The organism is Bradyrhizobium sp. Leo114 (assembly GCF_055229415.2).
This window is the reverse complement of record NZ_JBUYEN020000007.1, coordinates 201,415-225,314: the sequence shown is the minus strand read 5'-3', so window position 1 is coordinate 225,314 and position 23,900 is coordinate 201,415. Positions and strand designations below refer to the sequence as shown.

24 protein-coding genes are annotated in these 23,900 nt (G+C 64.5%); 9 read left to right on the top strand and 15 right to left on the bottom strand.

What is annotated here, in order from left to right; all coding sequences use genetic code 11:
• Positions 1 to 76: 76 nt before the first annotated feature.
• Entirely contained in the window at positions 77 to 253 is a 177-nt protein-coding gene (locus ACZIRK_RS11155; protein WP_165435585.1) for a hypothetical protein, read from the top strand.
• Between the two features lie 112 nt (positions 254 to 365).
• Positions 366 to 668, top strand: a complete 303-nt coding sequence (locus ACZIRK_RS11150) for a hypothetical protein (protein ID WP_028168691.1) — start codon at positions 366 to 368, stop codon at positions 666 to 668.
• 125 nt (positions 669 to 793) lie between these two features.
• Here ACZIRK_RS11150 and ACZIRK_RS11145 read toward each other — a convergent pair whose 3' ends face one another.
• From ACZIRK_RS11145 to ACZIRK_RS11130, 4 genes are all read right to left on the bottom strand, one after another.
• On the bottom strand, positions 794 to 1,453 hold the full coding sequence (locus tag ACZIRK_RS11145) for a hypothetical protein (RefSeq protein ID WP_130230219.1): 660 nt from the start codon (positions 1,451 to 1,453) through the stop codon (positions 794 to 796).
• Positions 1,454 to 1,596: 143 nt separating this feature from the next.
• On the bottom strand, positions 1,597 to 2,322 hold the full coding sequence (locus tag ACZIRK_RS11140) for a hypothetical protein (RefSeq protein WP_130230217.1): 726 nt from the start codon (positions 2,320 to 2,322) through the stop codon (positions 1,597 to 1,599).
• 120 nt (positions 2,323 to 2,442) lie between these two features.
• Entirely contained in the window at positions 2,443 to 2,688 is a 246-nt protein-coding gene (locus tag ACZIRK_RS11135; RefSeq protein ID WP_028168688.1) for a hypothetical protein, read from the bottom strand.
• A 139-nt stretch (positions 2,689 to 2,827) separates the two neighbouring features.
• Positions 2,828 to 3,808: an NAD(P)H-dependent flavin oxidoreductase gene (locus ACZIRK_RS11130; protein ID WP_463327360.1), complete on the bottom strand. Its 981-nt coding sequence runs from the start codon at positions 3,806 to 3,808 to the stop codon at positions 2,828 to 2,830.
• Between the two features lie 111 nt (positions 3,809 to 3,919).
• Here ACZIRK_RS11130 and ACZIRK_RS11125 point away from each other — a divergent pair, with 111 nt between their 5' ends.
• Complete coding sequence (locus tag ACZIRK_RS11125) at positions 3,920 to 5,482, top strand: AMP-binding protein (protein WP_463327359.1); 1,563 nt, start codon at positions 3,920 to 3,922, stop codon at positions 5,480 to 5,482.
• 129 nt (positions 5,483 to 5,611) lie between these two features.
• Here the strand turns inward: ACZIRK_RS11125 and ACZIRK_RS11120 are convergent, their stop codons facing one another.
• The 8 genes from ACZIRK_RS11120 to ACZIRK_RS11085 all read right to left on the bottom strand — a co-directional run bounded on the left by ACZIRK_RS11120 (position 5,612) and on the right by ACZIRK_RS11085 (position 13,004).
• On the bottom strand, positions 5,612 to 7,633 hold the full coding sequence (locus tag ACZIRK_RS11120) for an ATP-binding protein (protein WP_463327358.1): 2,022 nt from the start codon (positions 7,631 to 7,633) through the stop codon (positions 5,612 to 5,614).
• 221 nt (positions 7,634 to 7,854) lie between these two features.
• The gene (locus ACZIRK_RS11115) at positions 7,855 to 8,628 is read right to left on the bottom strand and encodes a thioesterase family protein (protein WP_130229831.1); all 774 of its coding nucleotides are present in this window, start codon (positions 8,626 to 8,628) and stop codon (positions 7,855 to 7,857) included.
• Between the two features lie 11 nt (positions 8,629 to 8,639).
• Positions 8,640 to 9,275 (bottom strand): uracil phosphoribosyltransferase, encoded by a 636-nt coding sequence (upp, locus tag ACZIRK_RS11110; RefSeq protein ID WP_130229832.1) that lies wholly within the window; start codon positions 9,273 to 9,275, stop codon positions 8,640 to 8,642.
• 187 nt (positions 9,276 to 9,462) lie between these two features.
• Entirely contained in the window at positions 9,463 to 10,431 is a 969-nt protein-coding gene (locus ACZIRK_RS11105; protein WP_130229833.1) for an NAD(P)H-dependent flavin oxidoreductase, read from the bottom strand.
• 219 nt (positions 10,432 to 10,650) lie between these two features.
• Positions 10,651 to 11,205 (bottom strand): hypothetical protein, encoded by a 555-nt coding sequence (locus ACZIRK_RS11100; RefSeq protein WP_130229834.1) that lies wholly within the window; start codon positions 11,203 to 11,205, stop codon positions 10,651 to 10,653.
• Between the two features lie 216 nt (positions 11,206 to 11,421).
• On the bottom strand, positions 11,422 to 12,003 hold the full coding sequence (locus ACZIRK_RS11095; RefSeq protein WP_130229835.1) for a YqaA family protein: 582 nt from the start codon (positions 12,001 to 12,003) through the stop codon (positions 11,422 to 11,424).
• A gap of 62 nt (positions 12,004 to 12,065) precedes the next feature.
• On the bottom strand, positions 12,066 to 12,464 hold the full coding sequence (hisE, locus tag ACZIRK_RS11090; RefSeq protein ID WP_130229836.1) for a phosphoribosyl-ATP diphosphatase: 399 nt from the start codon (positions 12,462 to 12,464) through the stop codon (positions 12,066 to 12,068).
• A gap of 114 nt (positions 12,465 to 12,578) precedes the next feature.
• Positions 12,579 to 13,004: a hypothetical protein gene (locus ACZIRK_RS11085; RefSeq protein ID WP_028168678.1), complete on the bottom strand. Its 426-nt coding sequence runs from the start codon at positions 13,002 to 13,004 to the stop codon at positions 12,579 to 12,581.
• Positions 13,005 to 13,243: 239 nt separating this feature from the next.
• Between ACZIRK_RS11085 and ACZIRK_RS11080 the strand changes: the two genes are divergently transcribed.
• The 6 genes from ACZIRK_RS11080 to ACZIRK_RS11055 all read left to right on the top strand — a co-directional run bounded on the left by ACZIRK_RS11080 (position 13,244) and on the right by ACZIRK_RS11055 (position 20,998).
• Positions 13,244 to 14,302 carry an ABC transporter substrate-binding protein gene (locus tag ACZIRK_RS11080; protein WP_463327357.1) on the top strand — a complete coding sequence of 353 codons (1,059 nt, stop codon included), beginning with the start codon at positions 13,244 to 13,246 and terminating at the stop codon, positions 14,300 to 14,302.
• Positions 14,303 to 14,547: 245 nt separating this feature from the next.
• Positions 14,548 to 16,326 carry a glucan ABC transporter ATP-binding protein/ permease gene (locus ACZIRK_RS11075; RefSeq protein WP_130229838.1) on the top strand — a complete coding sequence of 593 codons (1,779 nt, stop codon included), beginning with the start codon at positions 14,548 to 14,550 and terminating at the stop codon, positions 16,324 to 16,326.
• A gap of 208 nt (positions 16,327 to 16,534) precedes the next feature.
• Complete coding sequence (locus ACZIRK_RS11070) at positions 16,535 to 17,995, top strand: D-alanyl-D-alanine carboxypeptidase family protein (RefSeq protein WP_130229839.1); 1,461 nt, start codon at positions 16,535 to 16,537, stop codon at positions 17,993 to 17,995.
• 138 nt (positions 17,996 to 18,133) lie between these two features.
• On the top strand, positions 18,134 to 19,822 hold the full coding sequence (locus ACZIRK_RS11065) for a long-chain fatty acid--CoA ligase (RefSeq protein WP_130229840.1): 1,689 nt from the start codon (positions 18,134 to 18,136) through the stop codon (positions 19,820 to 19,822).
• Positions 19,823 to 19,849: 27 nt separating this feature from the next.
• Positions 19,850 to 20,404 (top strand): DUF924 family protein, encoded by a 555-nt coding sequence (locus ACZIRK_RS11060; RefSeq protein WP_130229841.1) that lies wholly within the window; start codon positions 19,850 to 19,852, stop codon positions 20,402 to 20,404.
• Between the two features lie 108 nt (positions 20,405 to 20,512).
• On the top strand, positions 20,513 to 20,998 hold the full coding sequence (locus ACZIRK_RS11055) for a peroxiredoxin (protein WP_028168672.1): 486 nt from the start codon (positions 20,513 to 20,515) through the stop codon (positions 20,996 to 20,998).
• Positions 20,999 to 21,429: 431 nt separating this feature from the next.
• Here the strand turns inward: ACZIRK_RS11055 and rnhA are convergent, their stop codons facing one another.
• The 3 genes from rnhA to ispH are packed head-to-tail and all read right to left on the bottom strand — an operon-like array spanning position 21,430 to position 23,846.
• On the bottom strand, positions 21,430 to 21,894 hold the full coding sequence (gene rnhA / locus ACZIRK_RS11050; RefSeq protein WP_130229707.1) for a ribonuclease HI: 465 nt from the start codon (positions 21,892 to 21,894) through the stop codon (positions 21,430 to 21,432).
• A complete protein-coding gene (locus tag ACZIRK_RS11045; protein ID WP_130229706.1) occupies positions 21,891 to 22,871 on the bottom strand; it encodes a homoserine kinase in 981 nt (326 codons plus the stop codon). Before ACZIRK_RS11045 ends, rnhA begins: the two co-directional genes overlap by 4 nt.
• Positions 22,872 to 22,877: 6 nt before the next feature.
• Positions 22,878 to 23,846 (bottom strand): 4-hydroxy-3-methylbut-2-enyl diphosphate reductase, encoded by a 969-nt coding sequence (gene ispH / locus ACZIRK_RS11040; protein WP_028168252.1) that lies wholly within the window; start codon positions 23,844 to 23,846, stop codon positions 22,878 to 22,880.
• Positions 23,847 to 23,900: the final 54 nt, after the last annotated feature.

The window sequence follows — 23,900 nt, the reverse complement described above, 5'->3', positions numbered from 1 at the left end:
GCGCAGCTTGCTTTGCCGACATGAAAAAACGCCCTGTGCTATAATGGTCGGGTCCGCAATCATGTGGAGCGGTGCCATGCGCGCACTCGAGGTGTTCGCGATCTACGTCGCGCCCTTCGTCGTGATCGGAATCGTCGCCAAGGTCCTGATGAAGCGAAGCAGCGTCGATCTCACCGACGTCCAGGCGCAGGCGGGAGCAAATCGCAGACCGCGCAGAGTTTTCCTGTTGGGAGGCTGGCGCAACGAAAATTGAAGTTGCCTGTTCCGTCTTCTTCAAGGGCCGCAGCGCAAAAAAATTGCGGTGGCGCCAGGAGCCGGCCGCGTGTATAAGCCGGTAGCTTCTTCCGTAGCATGAAGAGGCTGATATGAACGACTTGCATGCATGGCTCTCGCAACAACACCATGGCTTGCGAACCTTCCGAAACTTCCAGCAAAAACTAGACGCCTTGGTGAAGGACGAGCCCGGGCAGCAGGCCTTGTGCCGGCTGCTGAGCGATCTCGTTGGTGGCTATATCGAAACCTTCGATGAAGAGCCTCTGCCCGTTGATATCGCGGACCATGCCTATCAGCGTCTGCTTGAGCTGGTTGGAAGCCTCGACCTTGAGGCAAATGCCGATCGGCGCCTGGCCGACATCAATCGCGTCGCGGCGTACGACTTGCTGCATTAATCGCAGATCGCTCGACTGCCAGACTATAGCATTTTCGGATCTGATGGATCAGAACCGAAGCTCTAGATTCTTGTTTTGACGCGTTTTCTTCACGCGTACCGGTGTCCACTTCGCTCGAAAACGCTCTAGTCCTCGTCGCCGAACAGCCTGATCCTCGGCGTCCCGACGCTTACCGGTTCGGCCTCCAAGACGCGTGACCGCTCGGTATCTTCCCTGACGCTGCGCTCGACGTCGCGCAGTTCGTCATCGCGCGGCTCGCGGACGCGGCGACGCTCAGCCCATTGCTGTCGGCGCTCCGCCTTGCGCCGCTGCTCGACACGGCGGGCGTCACGCTTGGATTCGGCGTCGCGTGCTCTTGCCAGCGCGTCGCCGGAAGAAGCCGACGAAGTGCGCGCGGCGGTTTGCGCCGACGGCTGTGCGTTGGCTGCAGGCTGCGCAAATGCATTGGGACCGCGCTCCGGCTCGCTCGACGCCGCGTTGGTTGGAGTGGTGTTGGTTTGCTGCGCCGGCTCGGCCTGCTGCGGCGGCGCTTGCGGCGCGGGATCGACGACGACCGGATGGGTCGCGGCGGCCCGGGTCGCTGCAAGATAGGGTACCGGCTCAGCCGGTGCATTCGATGCCGCGACAGGCTCCGCCGCGCGCCGCTCGAGCTTTGTCAGCTCGGCGCCCGCTTTTGGCTGATGCGGGCTTACGATGTTTGCGATCACCATGCCGCCACCGAGGCCAACGGCGATCGCGATGACCACAGTTCCCACCCCCGCAAAAAATGCGGTCATTGTGCGCATGACGGGCTCCCTCTCCTACGCCGCGAGCAACGTGCGAGCGGAAGCGATGTTCCTGCGGAACCTGCGCGACAAAAACCTGTGCGACCAAGCGCAACGTCGCGGATGAAGGAGATTTCAGAAGACGCGAGGGCGAAGCGGCGCGCTCAGATCATCGCGGCGACTTTTTCCAGGCCGATGACGCGGGCGAGCGAGCGGACTTCGTTCTTCTGGTCTTCGCGGAGCTGGAACAGGAGCGGCATTGCCGCCGATTTCAATTGCTGCACTTCATCGGAGTCCGGATCGATCGGCACGCCGTTCGCATTCGGATCAGCCTGGCGCTTCTGGTGGATCTTGCGGGCGACGGCGCGGAGCGCGGTCTCGACCGCCGGCCAGTAATATTCCTGCGACGAGGTCAGCTTCAGCCGATCCTTGATACCGGCGATCTGCGCATCGCTGAGCAGCGCGTAGTTCTTCTGCGGCGCGGGCTTGGCGGCAGCCTTCGGCTTCGCGGGCGCCGGCGTGGGCGGCTGGGCGGCTGCAGGCTGGTTCGCGGGCGGCTCGGTCAGTTTCGGCAGGCCGACATCGGCCGGCTCCGCCGAGGCATAGGCCTGGCGCAGGGAGGCCGTCAGGTCCGGGATGGCGGCCTGGGCCTGCGCCTGAAGCTGCGCCTGCGCCGGGGTCTGCGGCTGCGGCTCATAGGCGGCGAGCGCGTAGGCCACCACCGCGAGGCGGTCCTTCTTGCTCTCCTTGTTGGAGACGGGATGAACGGGCGCGGCGTCTTCCGCGACACTGCGCGGCATCGGCACGCTGTCACGGCTCAAAATGCTGGTGGCGGCGGCGCCGACCACGAGGAAGCAGGTCAGCGCGATGATGGTCATGGCCCTGGTCAACGACGTCTCCATCCCGGCCGGATTACCCTTTGAAATTGAACGCCAATTGCGGCGTTAGCATGCCCTCGGAACCGCCAAGGCGGGAAAAGGCCGAAAAAATCGTATCCAAGCAAGCGAAAATCAGGCCGCGACGGCCAGTTCATAGGCTTCCTGGATGTCGGCGACGATGTCATGGGCCTCGAACAGCGCGGACCCTGAGACCGAATGCAGGCTGATGGTCCAGTTGGTCCGGCGGGTTCGGGGCATCCTGACGACGTCGAATTCGACGTTTCGGCAGAGCGGATGGCGCTGCAAGGCGTGGCGGACACGGGTCCGAAGCTCATCAAGGGTCGCGGGGGTTTTGGTGAGAGAGGCCTCAAGAAGCACGTCGCATCCCCTTTGGTCTTGCGCCAGCCCGGCCGTGGCGGCGGGCTGTCCTGCGCAGCTATTGTTGGGGCGAACGTGGTTAAGGCCGGGTTAAATGGTGAACACAGGGTTGCGAGCCGGACGGCAGGATGGGTACCAGCTAGGAGAGCTCGATACGGCGCGCCGCTGCACGATATTCCTCAACCGTCCGCGCCACCAGTTCATCCACCGCGAGCACATCAGTCACGCCGGAGACCGAATGGCCGGCGCTCCAGATGTCGCGCCAGCGCTTGGGGCGGCTTTCGCGGGCGCCGATGTCGATATCCTTGCCGATGTCGATGGCCCCGCGCTGCGGCAGGTTGTCCGGGTCGAGGCCGGCGGCTTCGATCGAGGACCGCAGCATGTTGGTCTGCAAGCCGGTGAAGGCGGTGGTGAGCAGGATGTCGTCAGCGCCGCTTGCGACCAGCATCTGCTTGTAGCGCTCGTCCGCCATGCTCTCGCGCGTGGCGATGAATTTTGTGCCCATATAAGCGAGGTCGCAGCCGAGCGCTTCGGCGGCGCGGAGGGCGTGGCCATCTGAGATGCCGCCGGCGAGCACGATCGGACCATCGAAAAAGGCACGGACCGCGCGCACGAACACGAACGGATTGAGCCAGCCGGTCTGCCCGCCCGCGCCCGCGGTGAGCAGCACCAATCCGTCGGCGCCGGCCTCGACCGCGCGCTCGGCATGGCGGATCGATGCGACGTCGGCGAACACCAGCGCGCCTGTATCATGCAGCGGTGCCAGTACAGGCGTGGGCGAGCCGACCGAGGTGATGACCATCTCCGGCTTGTGACGCAGCAGCACCTCCAGATCCTGCGGCAGCCGCGCGTTGGAGCGATGCACGATCAGGTTCGGACAGATCGGCGCGGCCGTCTTCCCGCTCGCGTCGGAATGACGCTGCAATCGATCTTCGATCTCGGCGAGCCACTGATCGAGCTGTTCCGTCTCGCGGCAATTCACCGTGGGGAACGAACCGATCACGCCATTGCGGCAGGCGGCGACCACCAGCTCGACGCCGGAGACCAGAAACATCGGCGCCGCAATCAGCGGCAGCGCGAGGCGTTCGCGAACGCGCGAGCGAAAGTTGTCCGACGGCAAGGCGTTCCTTCCCCCTCCCGGCTTGAGCCGCTTCCTTGTTGTGCTAGCGTCATCGTCAACATTGGCACGAAGAAATGCCAGACACAAAATCGGCAGGGAGGAATCTTTCAGATGAGCCATCCGCTCCATGCGTTTCCACCGGTATGCGAACAGACGCTGCGGGCGCTGGCACGCTATCCCTCGCGCACGGCCTTTAGCTGGCCTGATGGATCGATCACTTACCAGGGCGCGACCGACCTGATCGGGCGGATCCAGAACGTGTTCACGCGGCTCGGCTTCGCGCCCGGCACCCGCGTCGCGCTGCTGAGCGCCAACCGCGCCGACGCCTGGTGTGCCGGCGTCGCCGCGCAGCTCGCGCGACTTGCGATCACTTGGCTGCATCCGTTGGGATCGCTCGACGATCAATTGTTCCAGATCGAGGATTCCGACGCGCAGATGCTGATCATCGATGCCGCGACCTTCCACGACCGCGGTGGCGATCTCGCAGCGAAAGCCACGAATATCAAAACCGTGTTTACCCTCGGCCCGGCCGATTACGGCATCGACCTGTTGCAGGCGATCGAGCAGGCGGGACACGTCACCGCGCGTTGCCTGGCCGGACCGGACGACGTCGCGACGCTGAACTATACCGGTGGCACCACAGGCAAATCCAAGGGCGCGCTGCGTTATCACCGCGAATATGGCGGCTTCGCCGGCGCGATCCTCGCCGATTTCGAGATCCCCGACACGCCGCGCTATCTCACGGTGGCGCCGATCAGCCACGTTGCCGGCACCAAGGTGCTGCCGACGCTGATGCGCGGAGGCACCGTGCACATGCTCAAAGGTTTCGATCCCGAGGCCGTGTTCAAGACGATCGAGCGGCAGAAGATCAACTTCACGCTGTTCGTGCCGACCATGATCTATGTGCTGCTCGATCATCCCGCGCTTGATAAGACCGATCTCTCCTCGCTTGAACTGTTGCTTTATGGCGCCTCGGCGATGTCGCCGAGCCGGCTGGTCGAAGGCATCGAGCGGATCGGGCCGGTGTTCTCGCAGCTCTACGGTCAGACCGAATGCTATCCGGTCTCGGTGCTGCGCAAGGCCGACCACGATCCGAAGACGCCCGAGCTCCTCCTGTCCTGCGGCTTCCCGATCGCGGTCTGCGACGTGAAGATCCTTGATGACAATGACGAGGAGGTCAGAGCCGGCGAAGCTGGCGAGATCTGCGTGCGCGCGCCGCATGTGATGGCGGAATACTGGAAGCGGCCCGACACGACAGCGGAGACACTGAAGAACGGCTGGCTGCATACCGGCGACATCGCCCGCGCCGACGAGCGCGGCTACATGTACATCTTGGATCGCAAGAAGGACATGATCATCTCCGGCGGCTTCAACATCTCCCCGCGCGAGGTCGAGGACGTGCTGTCGCAGCATGCCGATGTCGCGATGGTCGCGGTCGTCGGCGTGCCCGACGACAAATGGGGCGAAGCGGTCACCGCTGTAATCGTCGCCCGCGACGGCGCGCGGCCGGATGCCGATGAGCTGATCAACCTGGTGAAAGCGAAGAAAGGCTCGGCGCATGCGCCGAAGCAGATCCGTTTCGTCGAAGCATTGCCGATGACCGGCGTCGGCAAGGTCGACAAGAAGGTGCTGAAGGCAAGCTTCTGGGCCGGCCGCGAGCGGATGGTAGGGTAGTCGGGCGGAGCCGAAATGCTCCGACGTCATTGCGAGCGGAGCGAAGCAATCCATCGCGCCACTTGCGGAGGCGTGGATTGCTTCGTCGCTTCGCTCCTCGCAATGACGTGGAGAGAGCTGGGGCGACGTTCACCGCAGCAATTGGTCCAGCCGATCGCGCAACTGGTCCTGATGATATGGCTTCGCCAGCCGCGGCAGGTCGACCTGCACGCCGTCGGGCAATTCGGCATAGCCGGTGGCGAGCAGGATCGGCAGCGACGGGCGCACTTTTCGCGTGGCGGCGGCGAGCTCGAGCCCGGTCATTCCTGGCATGACGTGATCGGTCATCATCAAATCGAGCGGCTGCTCGCTGCGCAGGATGTCGAGCGCGTGCAGGCCCGAGGTGGCGCCGATCACGCGATGGCCAAGATCCTCCAGCATCTCCGTGGTCGACATCGCGATCAAGGGATCGTCGTCGACGAACAGGATCACCGCGGAGCGCTCCAGCTTTCGCGGCGGCAGCTGCGGGCTCGCTGCTTCCGCCAGTACGGTCGCAACCGGCAGCATCAGCGTTGCGGTGGTGCCCTGGCCTTCGATGCTGGAAAGCTGCAGCGTGCCGCCGAGCTGCACGGCGAGCCCATGCACCATCGACAGTCCGAGCCCGGTGCCCTTGCCGAGCGGCTTTGACGAGAAGAACGGCTCGATCGCGCGCTTCAGGATCTCCGGCGACATCCCGGTGCCGGTATCGATCACCGACAGCCTGATATACCTGCCCGGCTTGAGCGCCGGATCCTTCACGGCCTGATCTTCCGACACCTTGATGTCGATCGCGCCGCCATCGGGCATCGCATCGCGCGCGTTGATCGCGAGATTGAGGATCGCAAGCTCGAGCTGGTTGGCGTCGATCCGCGCCGGCGGCAGGGCTTCGGGCAAATCAAGACGCAATGCGATCCGCGGCCCCAGCGAGCGTTCGAGCAGATTGCTCATGCCCTGGATCAAGACGCGCAGATCGACCGGCACCACGCGCAGATCTTGCTGCCGGGCAAAGGCGAGCAGCCGCTGCGTCAGCGAGGCGCCGCGCTCGGCCCCCTGCATTGCGCCGTCGATGAGACGATGCAGGCGCTGGTCGCCCGGCAGACGCTTGCGCAAGAGTTCGAGATTGCCCATCACCGCCATCAGCAGATTGTTGAAGTCATGGGCGATGCCACCGGTGAGCTGGCCGACGATCTCCATCTTCTGCGCATGACGGAGCTGCTCCTGCGCCTTTTCGCGCGCGGCGACTTCTTTCAGGAGGTCGGCGGTACGCTGTTCGACGCGCTGCTCCAGCGTCGCCGTCAATTCCGAAAGCGCAATGCGCTCGGCTGCGAGCTGCGCCAGCAGGTTTTCGCGCTCGATCTCGGCGGTCTTGCGCAAGGTAATGTCGGAGCAGACGCCAACCAGCGACCTGAGACTGCCGTCGGGCCGCCGCACGGCGCGGGCGCGCACGTCGAGCCAATGCTGCGAGCCGTCCGGCCAGATCACGCGGTATTCGATCGCGTAGTGCTTGCCGGTGCGGATGCTTTGCTCGAGGACGCCAAGTCGCCGCTCGCGGTCGTCGGGATGTACGGCGTCGAGGAGCTCCGGATAGGTGAAGTGCTCGCTCGCGCGACGCCCGAAATAGGCCTTGCAGATGTCCGAGGCCTCGAGCTCGAATTCCGGCAAATGCAATTCCAGCGCGCCGAGCTGGCCGGCATTCAGCGCGGTCTGCAGCAGGCTCTCGCTCTCGGTGAGATCTTCGAGAATGGCGCGGGTCTGGTACTGGCGGCGCCGGCCACGCACTGCGGAGCCGACGATGCTCGCAAGCGTGGTGGGATGAAACGGGCGCTCGATGAAGGTGACATTGCCCAGGATCTTGCCGAGCCGTACCGCGCCCGGATCACGCTCCAGGCTGCCGCCCTGGGTCAGAAGCACGATCGGGAAATCTGACCATGCCGGCTGATCGTTGAGCCATCGCGTCAGGTCGGTCAAATCCGCCCCCTTGATCGCGTCGTCGGCAATGACGGCTAGGCCGGCGCCGCTTGCGATCTCGCGCCTCAGCACAGCGAGATCACCGCAGATGTTGGCGTAGTAGCCGGCGTCGCGGATCAGGCAGGCAGTCTCGACCGCTTCACGCTCGCTCGAGGCAAGGACCACCGCACGCTCAGAGGAAGGACCGGGCCTCACAACACGCTCCGGCTTGAAAAGGACTTGGCTGCAATAGGATAGGAAGTGCCGACGGCTGACGCTTGCCTGGCAGCGAGCGTCAGTCCGCCGGCGGCTAAATCAACGCGCTTCATGATGGCCCTCGACGAGTGCCAAACTCGCCCGGCCTCGAAGCGTTCCAAGGTGAGGCAGCGATTTTTCGCCGCGTTGCTCTACCGCTTCTCGATTACGAGGCTTTGCACGGCGCGGCCGAAATAGCCGCGCTCGTCGGCGAGACGCGACATCGCAAGCCCCGCCCCGTCGGGGCCGATCCAGCTTTCGCCGTCGAGCAGGATCCACTCGCCGACCGGTTGTCGCGAAAGGCTCACGGTGAGGTCGGCATTGATGAAGGTCCACTCCCGGAAATCGAGCGCGGACGAAGTGCCGTTACTGAAATCGGCGGCGACCACCGCGCGCATGGCCTGCGACACCGGCGATCCCGCGATCAGCGGCCGCTCGACGCGAAACCAGATCGCGGCAGGACCAACCATGCCGAAGCGGCCGCGGGCGGCGCGCATCGAGATACATTTGGTGAACGGGCTGCCGGCGTTATCGGCAGGCTCGAACGTCGATTGATCGGGGCCGGGAAGTCTGAGCGGCAGATCAACGACATCCGGCGGCAATGCCTGTGCCTGCGACTTGATCCGCAGCACGGAGGCCGCGACCACAGGCACACCTTCGGCCAGCAGCCGCACGCCGCAGAGCTGGATCTTGCGGCCCTCGCGCAAGATCTCGGTCTCGATGGCGAGCGGCGCGACCGGCACCGGCCGCATCAGGTCGATGGTGACGCGCGCGATCTGCATCGGCAGCGGCGTGGGCAGGGACTCGGCGGCCCACACCACCAGCGCCGCGGGCGCGGAACCGTGCTGCATCTGCGGATGCCAGGGACCGGCGGCATCCGGGCTGGTGACGACCTTGTTGCCGTCAACGCGGAAGATGGGGTCCATGATAACTGGGCCTATTTGGTGCCGAACATGCGATCGCCGGCATCGCCGAGGCCGGGCAGGATATAGCCGTGGTCGTTCAACCGCTCATCGATGGCCGCGGTCCAAAGCGGCACATCGGGATGCTCCTTCTGGAAATGAGCGATTCCCTCGGGAGCGGCCAGCAGGCAAACGAAGCGGATGTCGCGTGCGCCACGCTTTTTCAGGAGGTGCGCACCGGCGACGGCGGAATTGCCGGTCGCCAGCATCGGGTCCATCAGGATCGCGGTGCGGTCGGCCAGGTCGTGAGGCGCCTTGAAGAAATATTCCACCGCTTCCAGCGTCTCGGGATCGCGATAGAGCCCGATATGCGACACGCGCGCCGACGGCACCAGCGCGAGCATGCCGTCCAGGAAGCCGACGCCGGCGCGCAGGATCGGCGCGAAGGTCAGTTTCTTGCCTGCGATCATCGGCGCCCGCATCGGCATCAGCGGCGTCTCGATGTCGACCAGTTCGAGCGGCAGGTCGCGCGTCACCTCGTAGCAGAGCAGCATGCCGACCTCGTTCACGAGTTCCCGGAAACTCTTGATTGACCGGTCACGCTCGCGCATCAGCGTGAGCTTGTGCTGTACCAGCGGATGGTTGACGACGTTGACGGCGGCGGCGCTCATGGCGGTATTTGTCGCACAGGCGTGATGGCTGCATCAAGGGTGTGCGGACGGCGACAGGTGCCCCACTCCGTCATGGCCGGGCTTGACCCCGCCATCCACGCGTCTCCGCAAACTCCCGAAGAGCGTGGATGCCCGGGTCAAGCCCGGGCATGAGGGACTAGGAAAGACGCCGCGCCAAACGAGGCGATCACAACGCCGGATCGACGGCTTCCTCGTATTCCTTCTTGAAGCGCGCGATCAGTTCGGCGGCGGGCACGATCTTTTCGACGCTGCCGACGCCCTGGCCCGAGCCCCAGATCTCCTTCCAGGCTTTCGGCTTCGCCCGCTCGCCGGAGGCGTCGGTGCCGAAGCTCATCTTGGAGGGATCGGAGGTCGGCAGATTGTCCGGATCCATGCCGGCGGCGACGATCGACGGCTTCAGGTAATTGCCGTGAACGCCGGTGAACAGATTGGAATAGACGATGTCTTCGGCGGCCGAGCCGGTGATCATGCTCTTGTAGCCTTCGACCGCATTCGCCTCCTTGGTCGCGATAAAGGCCGAGCCGATATAGGCGAAGTCGGCGCCGAGGACGCGCGCGGCGCGGATCGCCTTGCCGTTGCCCATCGCGCCCGACAGCGCGATCGGGCCGTCGAACCACTGCCGCGTCTCCGTAACGAAGGGGAACGGCGACAGCGTGCCGGCATGACCGCCCGCGCCGGCCGCCACCAGGATCAGGCCGTCGGCGCCCTTCTCGATAGCCTTGTGGGCGAACTTCTGATTGATCACGTCGTGGAAGATGATGCCGCCCCAATTGTGCACGGCCTGATTGAGCTCCTCGCGCGCGCCCAGCGAGGAGATGATCATCGGCACCTTGTGCTTCTCGCAAAGCGCGAGGTCATGATCGAGCCGGTTGTTCGACTTGTGCACGATCTGATTGACCGCGAATGGCGCCGAGGGCCGTTCCGGATGCGCCCTGTCATAGGCCGCGAGTTCTTCCTTGATGCGCCCCAGCCATTCGTCGAGCAACTCCGGCGGCCGCGCATTCAGCGCCGGAAACGATCCGACCACGCCGGCCTTGCACTGCGCGATCACGAGATCAGGCACGGAGATGATGAACAGCGGCGCACCGATCACTGGAATCGACAGACGGCCTTTGAACAACGCAGGCATGGACATCAGTGAAAATCCTTCGGGTTAGCTCGGAAGAGAGACTGGGCTTAAGATGCCAGACGTCATACCAGCAGGGCAATCTTTCCAGTGTCAAGTATTGCGTCTTGGCGCTACTGCCGTAGCCCGGGTGGAGCGGAACGCGCAACCCGGGGCATCTGTGGCAGCGTTTACCAGCTGCCCCGGGCTACGCTGGCGCTCCACCCGGGCTACGAGCGCTACAGCGCACTACTGGCAGATCGCCCGCGTGACGAAATTTTCCGTCCGGCAGTCATTGGGCCCGCGCTTATGGCCGGGAAGGAACACGATCGGCGAGCATTTCTCGGCGGCATCGGTGTCCAGGCTCTTGCCTTCCTTGTAACCCTTGCTCTGGCAGAGCCTGTCGGCGCCGGCCTTGCAGTCTGGCGCGCCGTTGGCTGCCACCAGGCAGGCCGCGCGGCCGGTGACAATCAATGACGGTCTTGTGAGGGCAGACAGGTTCTCGCCCGCATCCCTGGCGCTGTTGTTGAGATCGTCGACGGTCTCGCCCGGGCTCTTCAAGGACGGCAGGATCGACCTGGACTTTTCGAACAGCTTGCCGATCTCGTTGATGAGGCCGGGGTTCTCCTCGCGCGCGGGTGGCGGAGCTTGGTTCGGCTGGGGCTGTGACTGGACACCGAGCGAGATTGGAGGCGCGGCCTGCGAAAAAGCGAGATCGGAGGCGAGCATCAGTGTCGACACGACAACAGCCGCCTTGGCGACGGGCGGTCCGATGCGAAACGAAAGCTCGACTCGATCACGCATGCCGAAGCGTAACCGAGGACGACGACACGGCAAAGCGCTTTACGCCACACCTATCGCCCTCATCCCGAGGAGCCGCGCAAGCGGCGTCTCGAGGGATGGGCCACGGGCTCGATTGGGGCCTCATGGTTCTCAAGGCGATGCGACGCATCGTTTGGAGACAGCGCTTACGCGCCTCCTCACCATGAGGGGTGAGAGCACCGGTTTTGTCGCGCAGGATCAAACCAGCTTGAACGCGATGTAGAAGCCGAACACCAGCACGATTGCGCCGAGCGCGACGTAGAAGCCCAGCCGCTTCTCCAATTCCTTGCGGATGAAATCGCCGTAGCGGTTGAGCAGGACCGCGACAATGAAGAAGCGGCCGCCGCGCGCGACGATCGAGCACAGGATGAACAGCCAGATGTTATAGCCGGCAAAGCCCGAGGTGATGGTGACGAGCTTGTAGGGGATCGGGGTCAAGCCCTTGAGCAGGATGATCACCGCGCCCCATTCGGCATAGGAGGCGCGGAAGGCGTCGACCTTGTCGCCGAGGCCGTAGATGGTGATCAGCCAATGGCCGACCGAGTCATAGAGCAGCGCGCCGATGGCGTAGCCGAGCACGCCGCCGGCGACCGACGCGATCGTGCAGACGGTGGCGAACCACCACGCGCGCCTCGGCTGCGCCAGCGACATCGGCAGCAGCATGATGTCGGGCGGAACCGGGAAGAATGAGCTTTCAGCGAAGGCGACCGCCGCGAGAATCCAAAGCGCGTAGGGTTTGTCGGCGGCGTCGATGCACCAGTCGTAGATCCGTTTCAGCATGGGCGCGATCAACCATCATGGAGCGCATTTGTCCATGCCGGCAAAAGAGGATTGTTGGCGGGTCAGCGCCGCTTCCGCAGGCTGCTTTCGAGCGCGACAATTCGCCGCCGCACGACCGGCTCGGCCGACGGCTTGGCCAGTCTGGCGCCAGTCTTCGGCAGTTTTTCGGCGATTCCGAGCAGATGTTCGCGCCGTTCCATCTCTTTCCAGACATCCTCCGGCTTGACGCCAGCGGCTGCCCACAAAACAGTCAGATTATAGAGAAGGTCGGCGCTCTCGCGCACCACCGCGTCGGTCTTGCCGCTGAGGGCGTCGATCACGACCTCGATCGCTTCCTCGGCCAGCTTCTTGGCCATCTTTGACGGCCCGCGCTGAAACAGCCGGGCGGTGCGCGACGTCGCCGGATCGAGATGCCGGGCCGCGAGAACCGCCCGATAGAGCCGTTCGACCGAATCACTCATTTCTCAAGCCTAATTCAAACCTCTGGCCAGCGTGTTAACGGGCAACCATGACACGCAAAAAAATCCACCGGCCGCGCGGGCGGCCGGTGGATGTCGTTGCGATCAAGATTACGTTTACCAGCTCGCGATCGGGTGACCGCGATAATACGGCACGCCGCGGCCATAGCCGCCGCCGTAATAATACGGACCGCCGCCATAGTAGGCCGGACCACCGTAATAGACCGGGCCGCCACCATAGTAGCCGTAGGAATCATAGTAATCACGGCGGTTCTGGGCGGCGGCGATCGCAAGCCCCGCGCCAACGATGCCGGCAAAGGCGGCCGCAGCAGCCGCGCCACCACCGCCACCGCGATAGTATCGCCGGCGCGCGCTGATATCGGTGACGTCACTGGTGCCGGTCTGCGCCGTGACCTCCTTGGCCTTCGGGGCCGAGCCCGCATAGGCCATCGACGGCTCGACCGCCGTCAGCGCGACCGCCGCGACGGTGGCCAGCGCGGCTCCGCGGCCGATCGATGAAAACACACCTTTTCGCGCAAACATCTGAGTAGTCCTCCGTGGAAGCTCGGCCCGTCGGGCCACTCACAGCCAACCACGGGTGCGATCCTAAGTTCCCCAAACCAAACGCAGGCTGAACGATCCCTGGCGAAATCGTGGCAGTCATCAAGCATTCAGGTTAGAAGCGGCAGAATGGCACCGCTGAACGGGCGAAAACGCGCGTTCGGCGTCACGAAACAGACATACCCAGCGCGACAGATTGTCTCGCGTCTCCTGACGTCATCATGCGCATAACCTCAACTTCCACCCGCCGCGACTTCCTGGGCCTTGGGATCGGCCTCGGCGCCAGCCTGTGCCCTCGCGCAAGCCGCGCGCAGAGCGCAGGCGCCGCCAAGCAGCCGATCACGATCCAGCTTACGCTCGACCGCCCGATCGACGCGGCGGCGTCGCCCTTCGTGATGGCAGCCGTCGGCGGATCGTTCGGTGCGGAGGGACTTGCGGTCACCACCAACATCGTCAGCGGATCGCAGGACGCGATCGCGCGCGTCGGCGCGGGGATGAGCGATTTCGCGCTGGTCGACATCAACACGCTGATCCGCGCGCGCGACCGGCAGGGCGCGGCCCCGGTCAAAGCGATCTTCGTGCTGTTCAACCACGCGCCCTACGCCATCATCGCGCGCAGGAGCCGCGGCATTCGCGCCCTCTCCGACATCGAGGGCAAGAATCTCGGCGTCGCCGAGGGCGATCTCTCGATCCGGCTGTGGCCTGCGGTCGCCAGGCAGAACGGCATCAAGCCGGCAAGCGTGAAGCAGAGCAGCATCAGCGCCGCGGTCCGCGAGCCGATGCTGTCGGCCGGTCAGGTCGACGCGGTCACCGGCTTCTCCTATCTGTCGGCGATCAACCTGCGCGATCGCGGCGTGCCGGCGGACGATCTCGCGGTGCTGCGCTTCGCAGACTACGGCTGCGAGGCCTATGGCGCCGCGCTGATCGTCAACCCGAATTTGGCAGCCGCCAAGCCCGAGGCCGTGAAGGGCTTTGTGCGGGCGGCGATCACGGGAACACATCTTGCGATCAAGGACCCGGGCCGCGCGGTGACCGAGGTGGTAAGCCGCATGGACGCCGGCTCGCGCGAACTGGAATCCGAGCGGCTGCGCGCCATCATCGGCGACAACATCCTCACCGCGGAAGTGAAGCAGCACGGCCTCGGCGGCATCGATACGGTCAGGTTCGAGCGGTCGATCGACCAGATCGCGGAGGATTTCAAATTCCAGAAGCGGCCGACCGCGGCGGATATTTTCGATGACGCGTTCCTGCCGCCGGCCGACGCGCGCGTGGTGAATTGATGAATGTTTTCGGCGAGTTCGATTGATAGTCCCTCATGGTGAGGAGCGCCGTGAGGCGCGTCTCGAACCATAAGGCCCCAATCTCGCCCATGTCCCATCGTTCGCGACGCTTGCCGCGCAAGCTCCTCGAGATGAAGGCTGGAAGGCGCGGCTCGCAGGATCACGCTCTTACACAACGTGGATAATATCTTTCGCTAACCATCGCGCTCTGGTTCTCGCCTGCGATCCCGGATTACAATGGCGGCATGTCGCTGCTTCGTCTTTATGTTCGCGTGCTCGAATTGCTCGGCAAGGAGGCGCGGCTCGGCTGGATCCTGGCCGGCGCCAATCTCCTGCTCGCCTGCGCGCAATTCGCCGAGCCGGTGCTGTTCGGCAAGATCGTCGATGTACTCTCGGGCAAGCCGGTCACCGGGCTGCTCGCGTCCACCTCGCCATGGCCGCTGCTCGCCGCCTGGGTTGCGTTCGGCCTGTTCACGATCGGGTGTAGCGCCGTCGTGGCGCTGCACGCCGACCGGCTTGCGCATCGCCAGCGGCAGGCGGTTCTGACCGATTATTTCGAGCACATCCTGCAACTGCCGCTGACCTTCCACACCGGCACCCATTCGGGACGGCTGATGAAGGTGATGCTGAACGGCACGGACGCGCTGTGGCGGCTCTGGCTCGGCTTCTTCCGCGAGCATTTCGCCGCAATCCTGTCGCTGGTCGTGCTGTTGCCGCTGTCGCTCTACATCAACTGGCGGCTTGCGATCCTGCTGTTCGCGCTCTGTGTCGTCTTCACCGTGCTGACGACGCTGGTGGTGCGCAAGACCTACGGCATGCAGAGCGAGGTCGAGGAGCACTACAGCGATCTCTCCGCGCGCGCCTCTGACGCGCTCGGCAATGTCGCGCTGGTGCAGAGCTTCGTGCGCATCGACTCGGAGGTGCAGGGCCTGCGCTTCGTCGCCGACAAGCTGCTCGCCGCACAAATGCCCGTGTTGTCGTGGTGGGCGCTGGTGACCGTGATCACGCGCGCCTCCACCACCATCACCGTGCTTGCGATCTTCACGGTCGGCATCGTGCTGAACGAGCAGGGGCTGACCTCGGTCGGCGAGATCGTGATGTTCGTCTCCTTCGCGACCATGCTGATCCAGAAGCTCGAGCAGGTGGTGAGCTTCATCAACAACGTGTTCATGGAAGCGCCGCGCTTGAAGGAATTCTTCGACGTGCTCGACGCGGTGCCGGCGGTGCGCGACCGTCCCGGCGCGATGGATGCGGGCCGGCTGTCGGGCCTCATCGAATTCAACGATGTCTCCTTCTCCTATGACGGCAAGCGGCCGGCAGTGGAGGATTTGACCTTCACCGCGCTGCCCGGCCAGACCATCGCGCTGGTCGGCTCGACCGGCGCCGGCAAGTCGACCGCGATCGCGCTGCTGCACCGCGCCTTCGACCCGCAGTCGGGCATCATCAAGATCGACGGCATGGACATCCGCGCGCTGAAGCTGACTGCGCTGCGAAGGAACATCGGCGTGGTGTTCCAGGAGGCGCTATTGTTCAACCGCTCGCTTGCCGAGAACCTGCGCGTCGGCAAGCCTGATGCCACCGACGAGGAACTTCGCACGGCAGCAGCCCGGGCGCAGGCGCTGGAATTCATCGAGCGTAGCGAGAAGGGTTTTGATACCCATGCCGGCGAGCGCGGCCGCATGCTGTCAGGCGGCGAGCGGCAGCGCTTGTCGATCGCCCGCGCGCTTCTGAAGGATCCGCCGATCCTGATCCTGGACGAGGCGACCAGCGCGCTGGATGCCGTCACCGAGGCCAAGGTCAACGCCGCTCTCGATGAAGTGATGAAAGGCCGTACCACCTTCGTGATCGCGCATCGCCTCTCCACCATCCGCCACGCCACCCGCATCCTGATGTTCGACAATGGCAGGGTGATCGAAAGCGGAACTTTCGATGAACTCGTCGCAAAAGGCGGCCGTTTTGCCGATCTGGCGCGGGCCCAGTTCATGGTTCAGGAAAACGCGCGGACGAGTCTGCAGGCCGAATAGGCCGCGGTCCACCGGCCGCGGAATTGTCGAAATTCGGCCGATTTCGTCCACGATTAAATAACCCGACCTCTGTTCTCGAAAGGCGGCCCGGTATAGGGTTTGCATCGCCGCAAAATTGGCCGGCGCCGGACACGCTTGAAACCGGAACGTCACATCTGAAAGCCCACCTTGTTCAAGGCGGGTCTTCAATCAGAACCGGACCAGGATAGTGCACCTTCTTCGCCCGCTGCTTCGCCGATCGCTTCTCCTCTTCGTCGCCGCCGCGGCTCTCGCTCTCGCGCCGCGCGCGACCAACGCCGAGGCGCTGCTGGTGGTGGAAGCCGATAGTGGAAAGGTGCTGCAGGCCGACAACGCGACCATGCCCTGGTATCCGGCATCGGTCACCAAGCTGATGACCGCCTATGTGACGCTGAAGGCGGTGAAGGACGGCCGCATCTCGCTCGACACGCTGCTGACGGTGTCGCCGACGGCCGCCTCGCAATCGCCGTCGAAGATGGGCTTCCGCCCGGGCACGCAGGTCACCGTCGACAATGCGCTGAAGATGATGCTGGTGAAGTCGGCCAACGACATGGCGGTCGTGCTCGCCGAAGGCGTCGGCGGATCGATCGACGGCTTCTCCGCGATGATGAACGAGACCGCGCAGAAGCTCGGCATGGTGCAGACGAGCTACGTCAATCCGAACGGACTGCCGGCGGACGGTCAGATCACCTCGGCGCGCGACCTTGCGATCCTCGCCCGCGCCATCATCCGTGATCTCCCGGAATACGAATATTTCGTGCACATCCCCTCGATCCGCTTTGGCCGACGGGTCACGCAGAACTTCAACCGCCTGATCGGCCGCTATCCCGGCGCTGACGGCTTCAAGACCGGCTTCATCTGTGCCTCCGGTTACAACCTCGTGGCGTCGGCGACGCGCGACGGCAAGCGGCTGATCGCAGTGGTGCTCGGCGCCTCGTCGGGCCGGATGCGCGCGGTGCGCGCGGCGCAGCTGCTCGATCGCGGCTTTGCCAATAACGGCCTGTCCTGGCTCAAGCCCTCGCTCGGCACGGTGGAGAACCTGGCGCCGATCGACGCCACGCCGCCGAACCTGCGCGACGAGATGTGCGGCCCCAAGCGCAAGCGGCCGGCCAGCGACGAGGATGAGGACACTGTCGCCAGCAGCACAAGCAGCAGCAGCGGCGAGACCGGCGCGACCTTCTTCGCCGCCGCCCTGCCACCGCCGCTGTTCAAGCCGGCTGACTTGCTGGCGCAGCCTGCGGAGGCGTCCGAGCCGGTCGTGGTCTATACCGGCCCAACGCGGACGGGTGCGGCGCTGATCGCCGCGGTTGCGGCGGACACCGAGAAGGACACGCCAAAGCCACACAAGAAGAAGGCGCATGTCGCGGCCAAGAAGCCCGACGCTTCTGCCGACGCCAAGTCGGACGCTAAGTCCGACGCCAAGCCGGCTGCAAAGCAGGCCAAAGCGGACACCAAGCAAGCCGCTAAGCCGGAGGCCAAGCCAGCGGCGAAACCTGCCGCTGTGCGGCATGCCAGCGCCAAGTCGAATGGCGCTGCCGCAAAGCCTTCGGAGAAGCCCGCTGCCACCGCGGGTGATAAGCCAGCCGCCAAGCCGGCGAAGCCGAAGGCGGCGGCCAAGCCGAAGAACGACAGCAGCAAGCCGGCCAGTTAACCGCGCCGCAACATCCCCCGATCTGCAGATGCGTCGAACGGGCGCGGGCGGCTTGCCATCGGCTGCTGGCTAGCCCAATACTGCCCAAAAGAAGGCAGTCCGGGCCAACGTCCGGGGACGAGGAGAGAGGGGATTTCCATGGAGCGCATCTGGCTCAAGCATTACCCGGCCGGCGTGCCCGCCGACATCGACGTCACGCAATACTCATCGCTGGTTGAGCTGCTCGAGGAAAGCTTTGCGAAGTTCGCCGACCGCAAGGCCTTCATCTGCATGGACAAGGCGATCACCTATCGCGAGCTCGACGAGATGTCGACCGCGCTCGGCGCATACTTGCAGAGCCTCGGCCTGCAAAAGGGCGCGCGCGTCGCGCTGATGATGCCGAACGTGCTGCAATATCCGATCTCGACCGCCGCCGTGCTGCGCGCGGGATACGCTGTCGTGAACGTCAACCCGCTCTACACCCCGCGCGAGCTCGAGCACCAGCTCAAGGATTCCGGCGCGGAAGCCATCATCGTTCTGGAGAATTTCGCCAGCACCGTGCAGCAAGTGCTGGGCAAGACGTCTGTCAAGCACGTCATCGTCGGCAGCATGGGCGACCTGCTCGGCTTCAAGGGCGTGATCGTCAATCTGGTGGTGCGCCGGGTGAAGAAGATGGTGCCGCCGTTCTCGATCCCGCGCGCCGTCCCGTTCAATGCCGCTGTCGCTGCGGGCCGCGGCATGAAGCTCAACCGGCCCAGGATCACGCCCGACGACGTCGCCTTCCTGCAATATACCGGCGGCACCACCGGCGTCTCCAAGGGAGCCACCCTGCTCCACCGCAACATCGTCGCCAATGTGTTGCAGAATGACGCCTGGCTGCAGCCGGCGATCAAGAAGCCGCCGCATGTCGACCAGCTCTTCATCGTCTGCGCGCTGCCGCTCTACCACATCTTCGCGCTGACCGCCTGCTATCTGCTGGCGGTGCGCGCCGGCGGCGTCAACCTCCTGATCCCGAACCCGCGCGACCTGCCCGGCTTCGTCAAGGAGCTCGCGAAATATCGGATCAACAGCTTCCCCGCCGTCAACACGCTCTACAACGGCTTGTTGAACACGCCCGGCTTCGACAAGCTCGACTTCTCCAAACTGAAGACCTCATTCGGCGGCGGCATGGCGACGCAAAAGCCCGTGGCAGAGAAATGGCTGGCGGTGACCGGCTGCGCGCTGTCGGAAGGCTACGGCCTGTCCGAGACCTCGCCGACGCTGACCTGCAACCCGGCAGACACCAACAAGTTCTCCGGCTCGATCGGCCTGCCCGTGCCTTCGACCTATCTCTCGATCCGCGACGATGACGGCAATGAACTGCCGCTCGGACAGGCCGGCGAGATCTGCGCCAAGGGCCCGCAGGTGATGTCAGGCTACTGGAACCGGCCGGACGAGACCGCGCGAGTGATGACCGCGGACGGCTATTTCCGCACCGGCGACATCGGGGTGATGGACGAGAACGGCTACACCAAGATCGTCGACCGCAAGAAGGACATGATCCTGGTCTCCGGCTTCAACGTCTATCCGAACGAGATCGAGGAAGTGATCGCGAGCCATCCGGGCGTGCTCGAATGCGCCGTGATCGGCGTGACCGACGCCAAGACCAGCGAGGCAGTGAAAGCCTTCATCGTCCGCAAGGATCCGAGCCTCACCGCCGAGGAGATCATCAAGTTCTGCAGCACCCAGCTCACCAACTACAAGGTGCCCAAGCAGATCGAGTTCAGGACCGCGTTGCCGAAGACCAATGTCGGCAAGATCCTGCGCCGCGAATTGCGCGACGAGAAGAAGCCGGCGGCTGCGGCCTGAATTCGCGCGCGAGCGGACATGCGGACCATGACTTACGCTCCCGACGTCACGCCGGGCGAAATCCTGGCGTTTTGGCGCGCGGCCGGCCCCGGTCGCTGGTATGCGCGCGACGATGTGTTCGATGCGGACATACGCGACTGCTATCTCGAGCTGTGGCGGAAGGCGGCGGGCGGCGAGTTGTCGTCATGGGAGATGAGCGATGACGGCGCACTGGCGCTCGTCATCGTGCTCGACCAGTTTCCCCGCAACATGTTTCGCGGCAATGCCCTGACCTATTCGAGCGACGCGCTGGCGCGCGAGGCGGCGCACCGGGCCATCAGCCGAGGCGTGGACGCGCGAATCGACCCCGACTTGCTCGAATTTCTCTACATGCCCTTCATGCATTCGGAGCATCTGCCCGACCAGATGCGCTGCATCGAGTTGTTTCGCAACATCGGCAATACGGAACAGCTCGAATATGCGGAGGGGCACGCCGATATCATCCGGCGGTTCGGCCGTTTCCCTCACCGCAACCGCATCCTGGGGCGCGCGACCACGCCCGATGAGCAGGCCTTCCTGGATCAGGGCGGATTTTCCGGATGATGACGGAACGGTGAAGGCGCGCGGCCGTTGCGGTTTTGAGCCCCACGAATATTGTGCCGGCAAGCTGCACGGTCTACAAAACATCAGCTCATTCAGGGAGACTGGACGATGACGATCCAAGTTGGCGGCAAGCTGCCGGATGCCAAGTTTCGCGTGATGACCGAGGAAGGTCCGCAGGTGCGGACAACAGATGATGTCTTCAAGGGCAAGAAGGTGGCACTATTCGCCGTGCCCGGCGCCTACACCGGCACCTGCCACAAGATGCATCTGCCGAGCATCTTCCTCAACGCCTACGCCATCAAGGACAAGGGCGTCGACACCATCGCGATCGTCTCGGTCAACGATGCCTTCGTCATGAACGCCTGGAAGCGCGACACCGACCAGCGCGACGAGGCGCTGTTCCTCGCCGACGGCAATGCCGATTTCACCAAGGCGATCGGCATGGAGCTCGACGCCTCCGGCAATGGCCTTGGCATCCGCTCCAAGCGCTATTCGATGCTGGTCGAGGATGGCGTGGTGAAGAAGCTCAACCTCGAACCGGCCCCCGGCAAGGTCGAGGTGTCCGGCGGCGACACGCTGCTGGCGCAGCTGTAAGCTTTACCGCGTCATTGCGAGCAAAGCGAAGCAATCCACCTCACCACTTGCGGAGACATGGATTGCTTCGTCGCTAGAGCGTGATGAGATAAGGTCGAATTGTGTTCCCATGGGCGCTGCCTCTTCTCACCTCTCCCATAGGGAGAGGTCGGCGCGTAGCGCCGGGTGAGGGGATCTGCTCTATCGAGGGACCGTAACCCCTCACCCGCGCCTCCGGCGCGACCTCTCCCTTCGGGAGAGGTGAACTTGCGGCCAAGCCGATTCAACCAAATGACATCGCGCTCTAGGCTCCCCGCAATGACGAGCTGAGGCTACGGAACGCCGTCATGCCCGGGCTTGTCCCGGGCATCCAGGTCTTTGCTTCCGAACGCGCAGCGACCCGTGGATGGCCGGGACGAGCCCGGCCATGACGAATGCGGCAAAATTGCGCGCTACTGCCCCACTCTCTCCTTGAGCCGCGCCATGGCGACGCCTTCGCGGGCGAGCTGGTCGGCGCGCTCGTTTTCGGCGTGGCCGGCGTGGCCCTTGATCCAGTGCCAGCGCACCTCGTGTGGCTTCAGCGCGGCATCGAGCCGCTGCCATAGCTCGACGTTCTTCACCGGCTTCTTGTCGGCGGTGCGCCAGCCGTTCTTCTTCCAGCCGAAGATCCACCCCGTGATGCCCTGGCGGACATATTGGCTGTCGGTGGTGAGATCGACCACGCAGGGCTTCTTCAGCGCCTCCAGCGCCGAGATCGCCGCCATCAATTCCATGCGGTTGTTGGTGGTATGGGCCTCGCCGCCCTTCAATTCCTTCTCGACGTCGCCGAATCTCAGGATCGCGCCCCAGCCGCCCGGACCGGGATTGCCGGAGCAGGCGCCGTCGGTGAAAACAGTCACATGCGGCTTTTCGCTCACGCCACGCACCCTGCCTGCGTCACGCCGTAGTCGCGCAGCGTCTTCACGCTCTGGTGGAAGCGCAGCTTCCGCGCGTATTCCAGCGGGTCCTTGGGCTTCACCAGCGCACCCGCCGGCACGTTGAGGAAATCGACCAGGCGCGTCAGCAGGAAGCGCAGCGCGGCGCCGCGCGCAAGCAGCGGCAGCGCCGCCTGCTCTCCTTCCGACAGTGGCCGCGCCCGGCCGTACGCATTGAGCAGCGCGCGCGCCTTGGTCGCATTGAAGGAATGATCCGGCTCGAAGCACCAGGCATTGAGGCAGATCGCCACGTCATAGGCCAGGATGTCGTTGCAGGAGAACGGGAAGTCGATCAGGCCGGACAGCCTGTCGCCGAGGAAGAACACGTTGTCCGGAAACAGATCGGCATGAATGACGCCGACCGGCAGATCGGCCGGCCAGTTCGCCTCGAGATAGCCGAGCTCGCACTCGACGAAATCGCGCAGGCCCGCCTGCACGCTGTCGGCGCGCGCGCTGGCGAGATCGAACAGCGGCCGCCAGCCGGCGACCGAGAGCGGGTTCTTCCGGAACATCGGAAAATCGAGCCCGGCAAGATGCATTTTCGCCAGCGCCTCGCCGACCGCTCCGCAGTGCCCGACAGTCGGCCGCCGCGGCCACATGCCTTCGAGGAAATTGATGATCGCCGCCGGCCGCCCGGCAAGCCGGCTATAGACCTCGCCGTTGCGGTTTCGCGCCGGCTGCGGGCAGCTCACGCCGCGCTCGGCCAGATGCGCCATCAGCGACAGGAAATACGGAAGATCATCCTCCGCCACGCGCTTTTCGTACAGCGTCAGGATGAACGAGCCGCGGCTCGTGTGCAGCAGGAAGTTGGAATTTTCGACGCCTTCGGCGATCCCCTTATAGGAGAGGAGTTCGCCGATGTCGTAACTCTTGAGGAATTCCGCTAGCTCTTCGGCGGCGACGTCGGTGTAGACCGCCATAAAGGACTACTCGGCGGCGGCTTCGGGACGCAGCGAGCGCGGCAGCGGGAAGAACTCGTTTTCTTCCGCCGCCGAGACGGTCTCGACATGCAATTCAAAGCGCTCGGCGAACGCGTCCATGATCTCTTCTACGATCACTTCCGGCGCGGAGGCGCCGGCCGTAATGCCGAGGCTGCTGATGCCCTCAAATCGCGCCCAATCGATATCGCTGGCACGCTGCGCCAGCACCGCGATCGGGCAGCCCTCGCGCTCGGCGACCTCGCGCAGGCGCTGCGAGTTGGAGGAGTTCGGCGCGCCGACCACGATCAGCGCATCGACCACCGGAGCCACCTTCTTCACCGCGAGCTGGCGGTTGGTGGTGGCGTAGCAGATGTCTTCCTTGTGCGGCCCGTTGACGTTCGGGAAGCGCTCCTTGAGCAGCGCGACGATCTCGGCGGTATCGTCGATCGAGAGCGTGGTCTGGGTCACAAAGGCGAGGTTGTTGGGATCCTTCGGGGTGAAGGTCTTGGCGTCCTCGGCGGTCTCGATCAGGGTCACGGCGCCCGGCGGCAACTGGCCGAGCGTGCCGACCACCTCCGGGTGGTGGGAATGCCCGATCAGGAGGATCTCCCGCCCCCGCTTGAAATGGATGGCCGCTTCCCGGTGCACCTTGGTGACCAGCGGACAGGTGGCGTCCAGCGAGAACAAATGGCGCGCCTGAGCATCCGCCGGAACCGATTTCGGAACCCCATGGGCGGAAAAAACCACCGGCGCGGTGGTATTTTCGGGGATTTCGGCCAGTTCCTCGACGAAAATCGCGCCCTTCTTCTTCAGGCCGTCCACGACGTATTTGTTGTGGACGATCTCGTGCCGGACATAAACCGGGGCGCCGTAGATCGTCAGCGCCCGTTCCACAGTGTCGATGGCCCGGACCACCCCGGCACAAAAGCCGCGTGGCGAACAAAGCACGATTCTCAGGTCAGGTTTGGCTGGCATGGAGCGATCTCGCGACCGAATCACCCCTTGCCGGCGGGCAGGGAACGGTCAGTT

What these genes read in the sequence shown, in the direction of transcription:
- ACZIRK_RS11045 (WP_130229706.1), bottom strand. Translation starts at nt 22,871, where the DNA reads ATGGCGGTCTACACCGACGTCGCCGCCGAAGAGCTAGCGGAATTCCTC.
- ACZIRK_RS11155 (WP_165435585.1), top strand. Translation starts at nt 77, where the DNA reads ATGCGCGCACTCGAGGTGTTCGCGATCTACGTCGCGCCCTTCGTCGTG.
- ACZIRK_RS11150 (WP_028168691.1), top strand. Translation starts at nt 366, where the DNA reads ATGAACGACTTGCATGCATGGCTCTCGCAACAACACCATGGCTTGCGA.
- ACZIRK_RS11055 (WP_028168672.1), top strand. Translation starts at nt 20,513, where the DNA reads ATGACGATCCAAGTTGGCGGCAAGCTGCCGGATGCCAAGTTTCGCGTG.
- ACZIRK_RS11115 (WP_130229831.1), bottom strand. Translation starts at nt 8,628, where the DNA reads ATGGACCCCATCTTCCGCGTTGACGGCAACAAGGTCGTCACCAGCCCG.
- ACZIRK_RS11075 (WP_130229838.1), top strand. Translation starts at nt 14,548, where the DNA reads ATGTCGCTGCTTCGTCTTTATGTTCGCGTGCTCGAATTGCTCGGCAAG.
- ACZIRK_RS11100 (WP_130229834.1), bottom strand. Translation starts at nt 11,205, where the DNA reads ATGCGTGATCGAGTCGAGCTTTCGTTTCGCATCGGACCGCCCGTCGCC.
- upp (WP_130229832.1), bottom strand. Translation starts at nt 9,275, where the DNA reads ATGAGCGCCGCCGCCGTCAACGTCGTCAACCATCCGCTGGTACAGCAC.
- ACZIRK_RS11060 (WP_130229841.1), top strand. Translation starts at nt 19,850, where the DNA reads ATGACTTACGCTCCCGACGTCACGCCGGGCGAAATCCTGGCGTTTTGG.
- ACZIRK_RS11085 (WP_028168678.1), bottom strand. Translation starts at nt 13,004, where the DNA reads ATGTTTGCGCGAAAAGGTGTGTTTTCATCGATCGGCCGCGGAGCCGCG.
- ACZIRK_RS11145 (WP_130230219.1), bottom strand. Translation starts at nt 1,453, where the DNA reads ATGCGCACAATGACCGCATTTTTTGCGGGGGTGGGAACTGTGGTCATC.
- ACZIRK_RS11105 (WP_130229833.1), bottom strand. Translation starts at nt 10,431, where the DNA reads ATGTCCATGCCTGCGTTGTTCAAAGGCCGTCTGTCGATTCCAGTGATC.
- hisE (WP_130229836.1), bottom strand. Translation starts at nt 12,464, where the DNA reads ATGAGTGATTCGGTCGAACGGCTCTATCGGGCGGTTCTCGCGGCCCGG.
- ACZIRK_RS11065 (WP_130229840.1), top strand. Translation starts at nt 18,134, where the DNA reads ATGGAGCGCATCTGGCTCAAGCATTACCCGGCCGGCGTGCCCGCCGAC.
- ACZIRK_RS11125 (WP_463327359.1), top strand. Translation starts at nt 3,920, where the DNA reads ATGAGCCATCCGCTCCATGCGTTTCCACCGGTATGCGAACAGACGCTG.
- ACZIRK_RS11095 (WP_130229835.1), bottom strand. Translation starts at nt 12,003, where the DNA reads ATGCTGAAACGGATCTACGACTGGTGCATCGACGCCGCCGACAAACCC.
- ispH (WP_028168252.1), bottom strand. Translation starts at nt 23,846, where the DNA reads ATGCCAGCCAAACCTGACCTGAGAATCGTGCTTTGTTCGCCACGCGGC.
- ACZIRK_RS11080 (WP_463327357.1), top strand. Translation starts at nt 13,244, where the DNA reads ATGCGCATAACCTCAACTTCCACCCGCCGCGACTTCCTGGGCCTTGGG.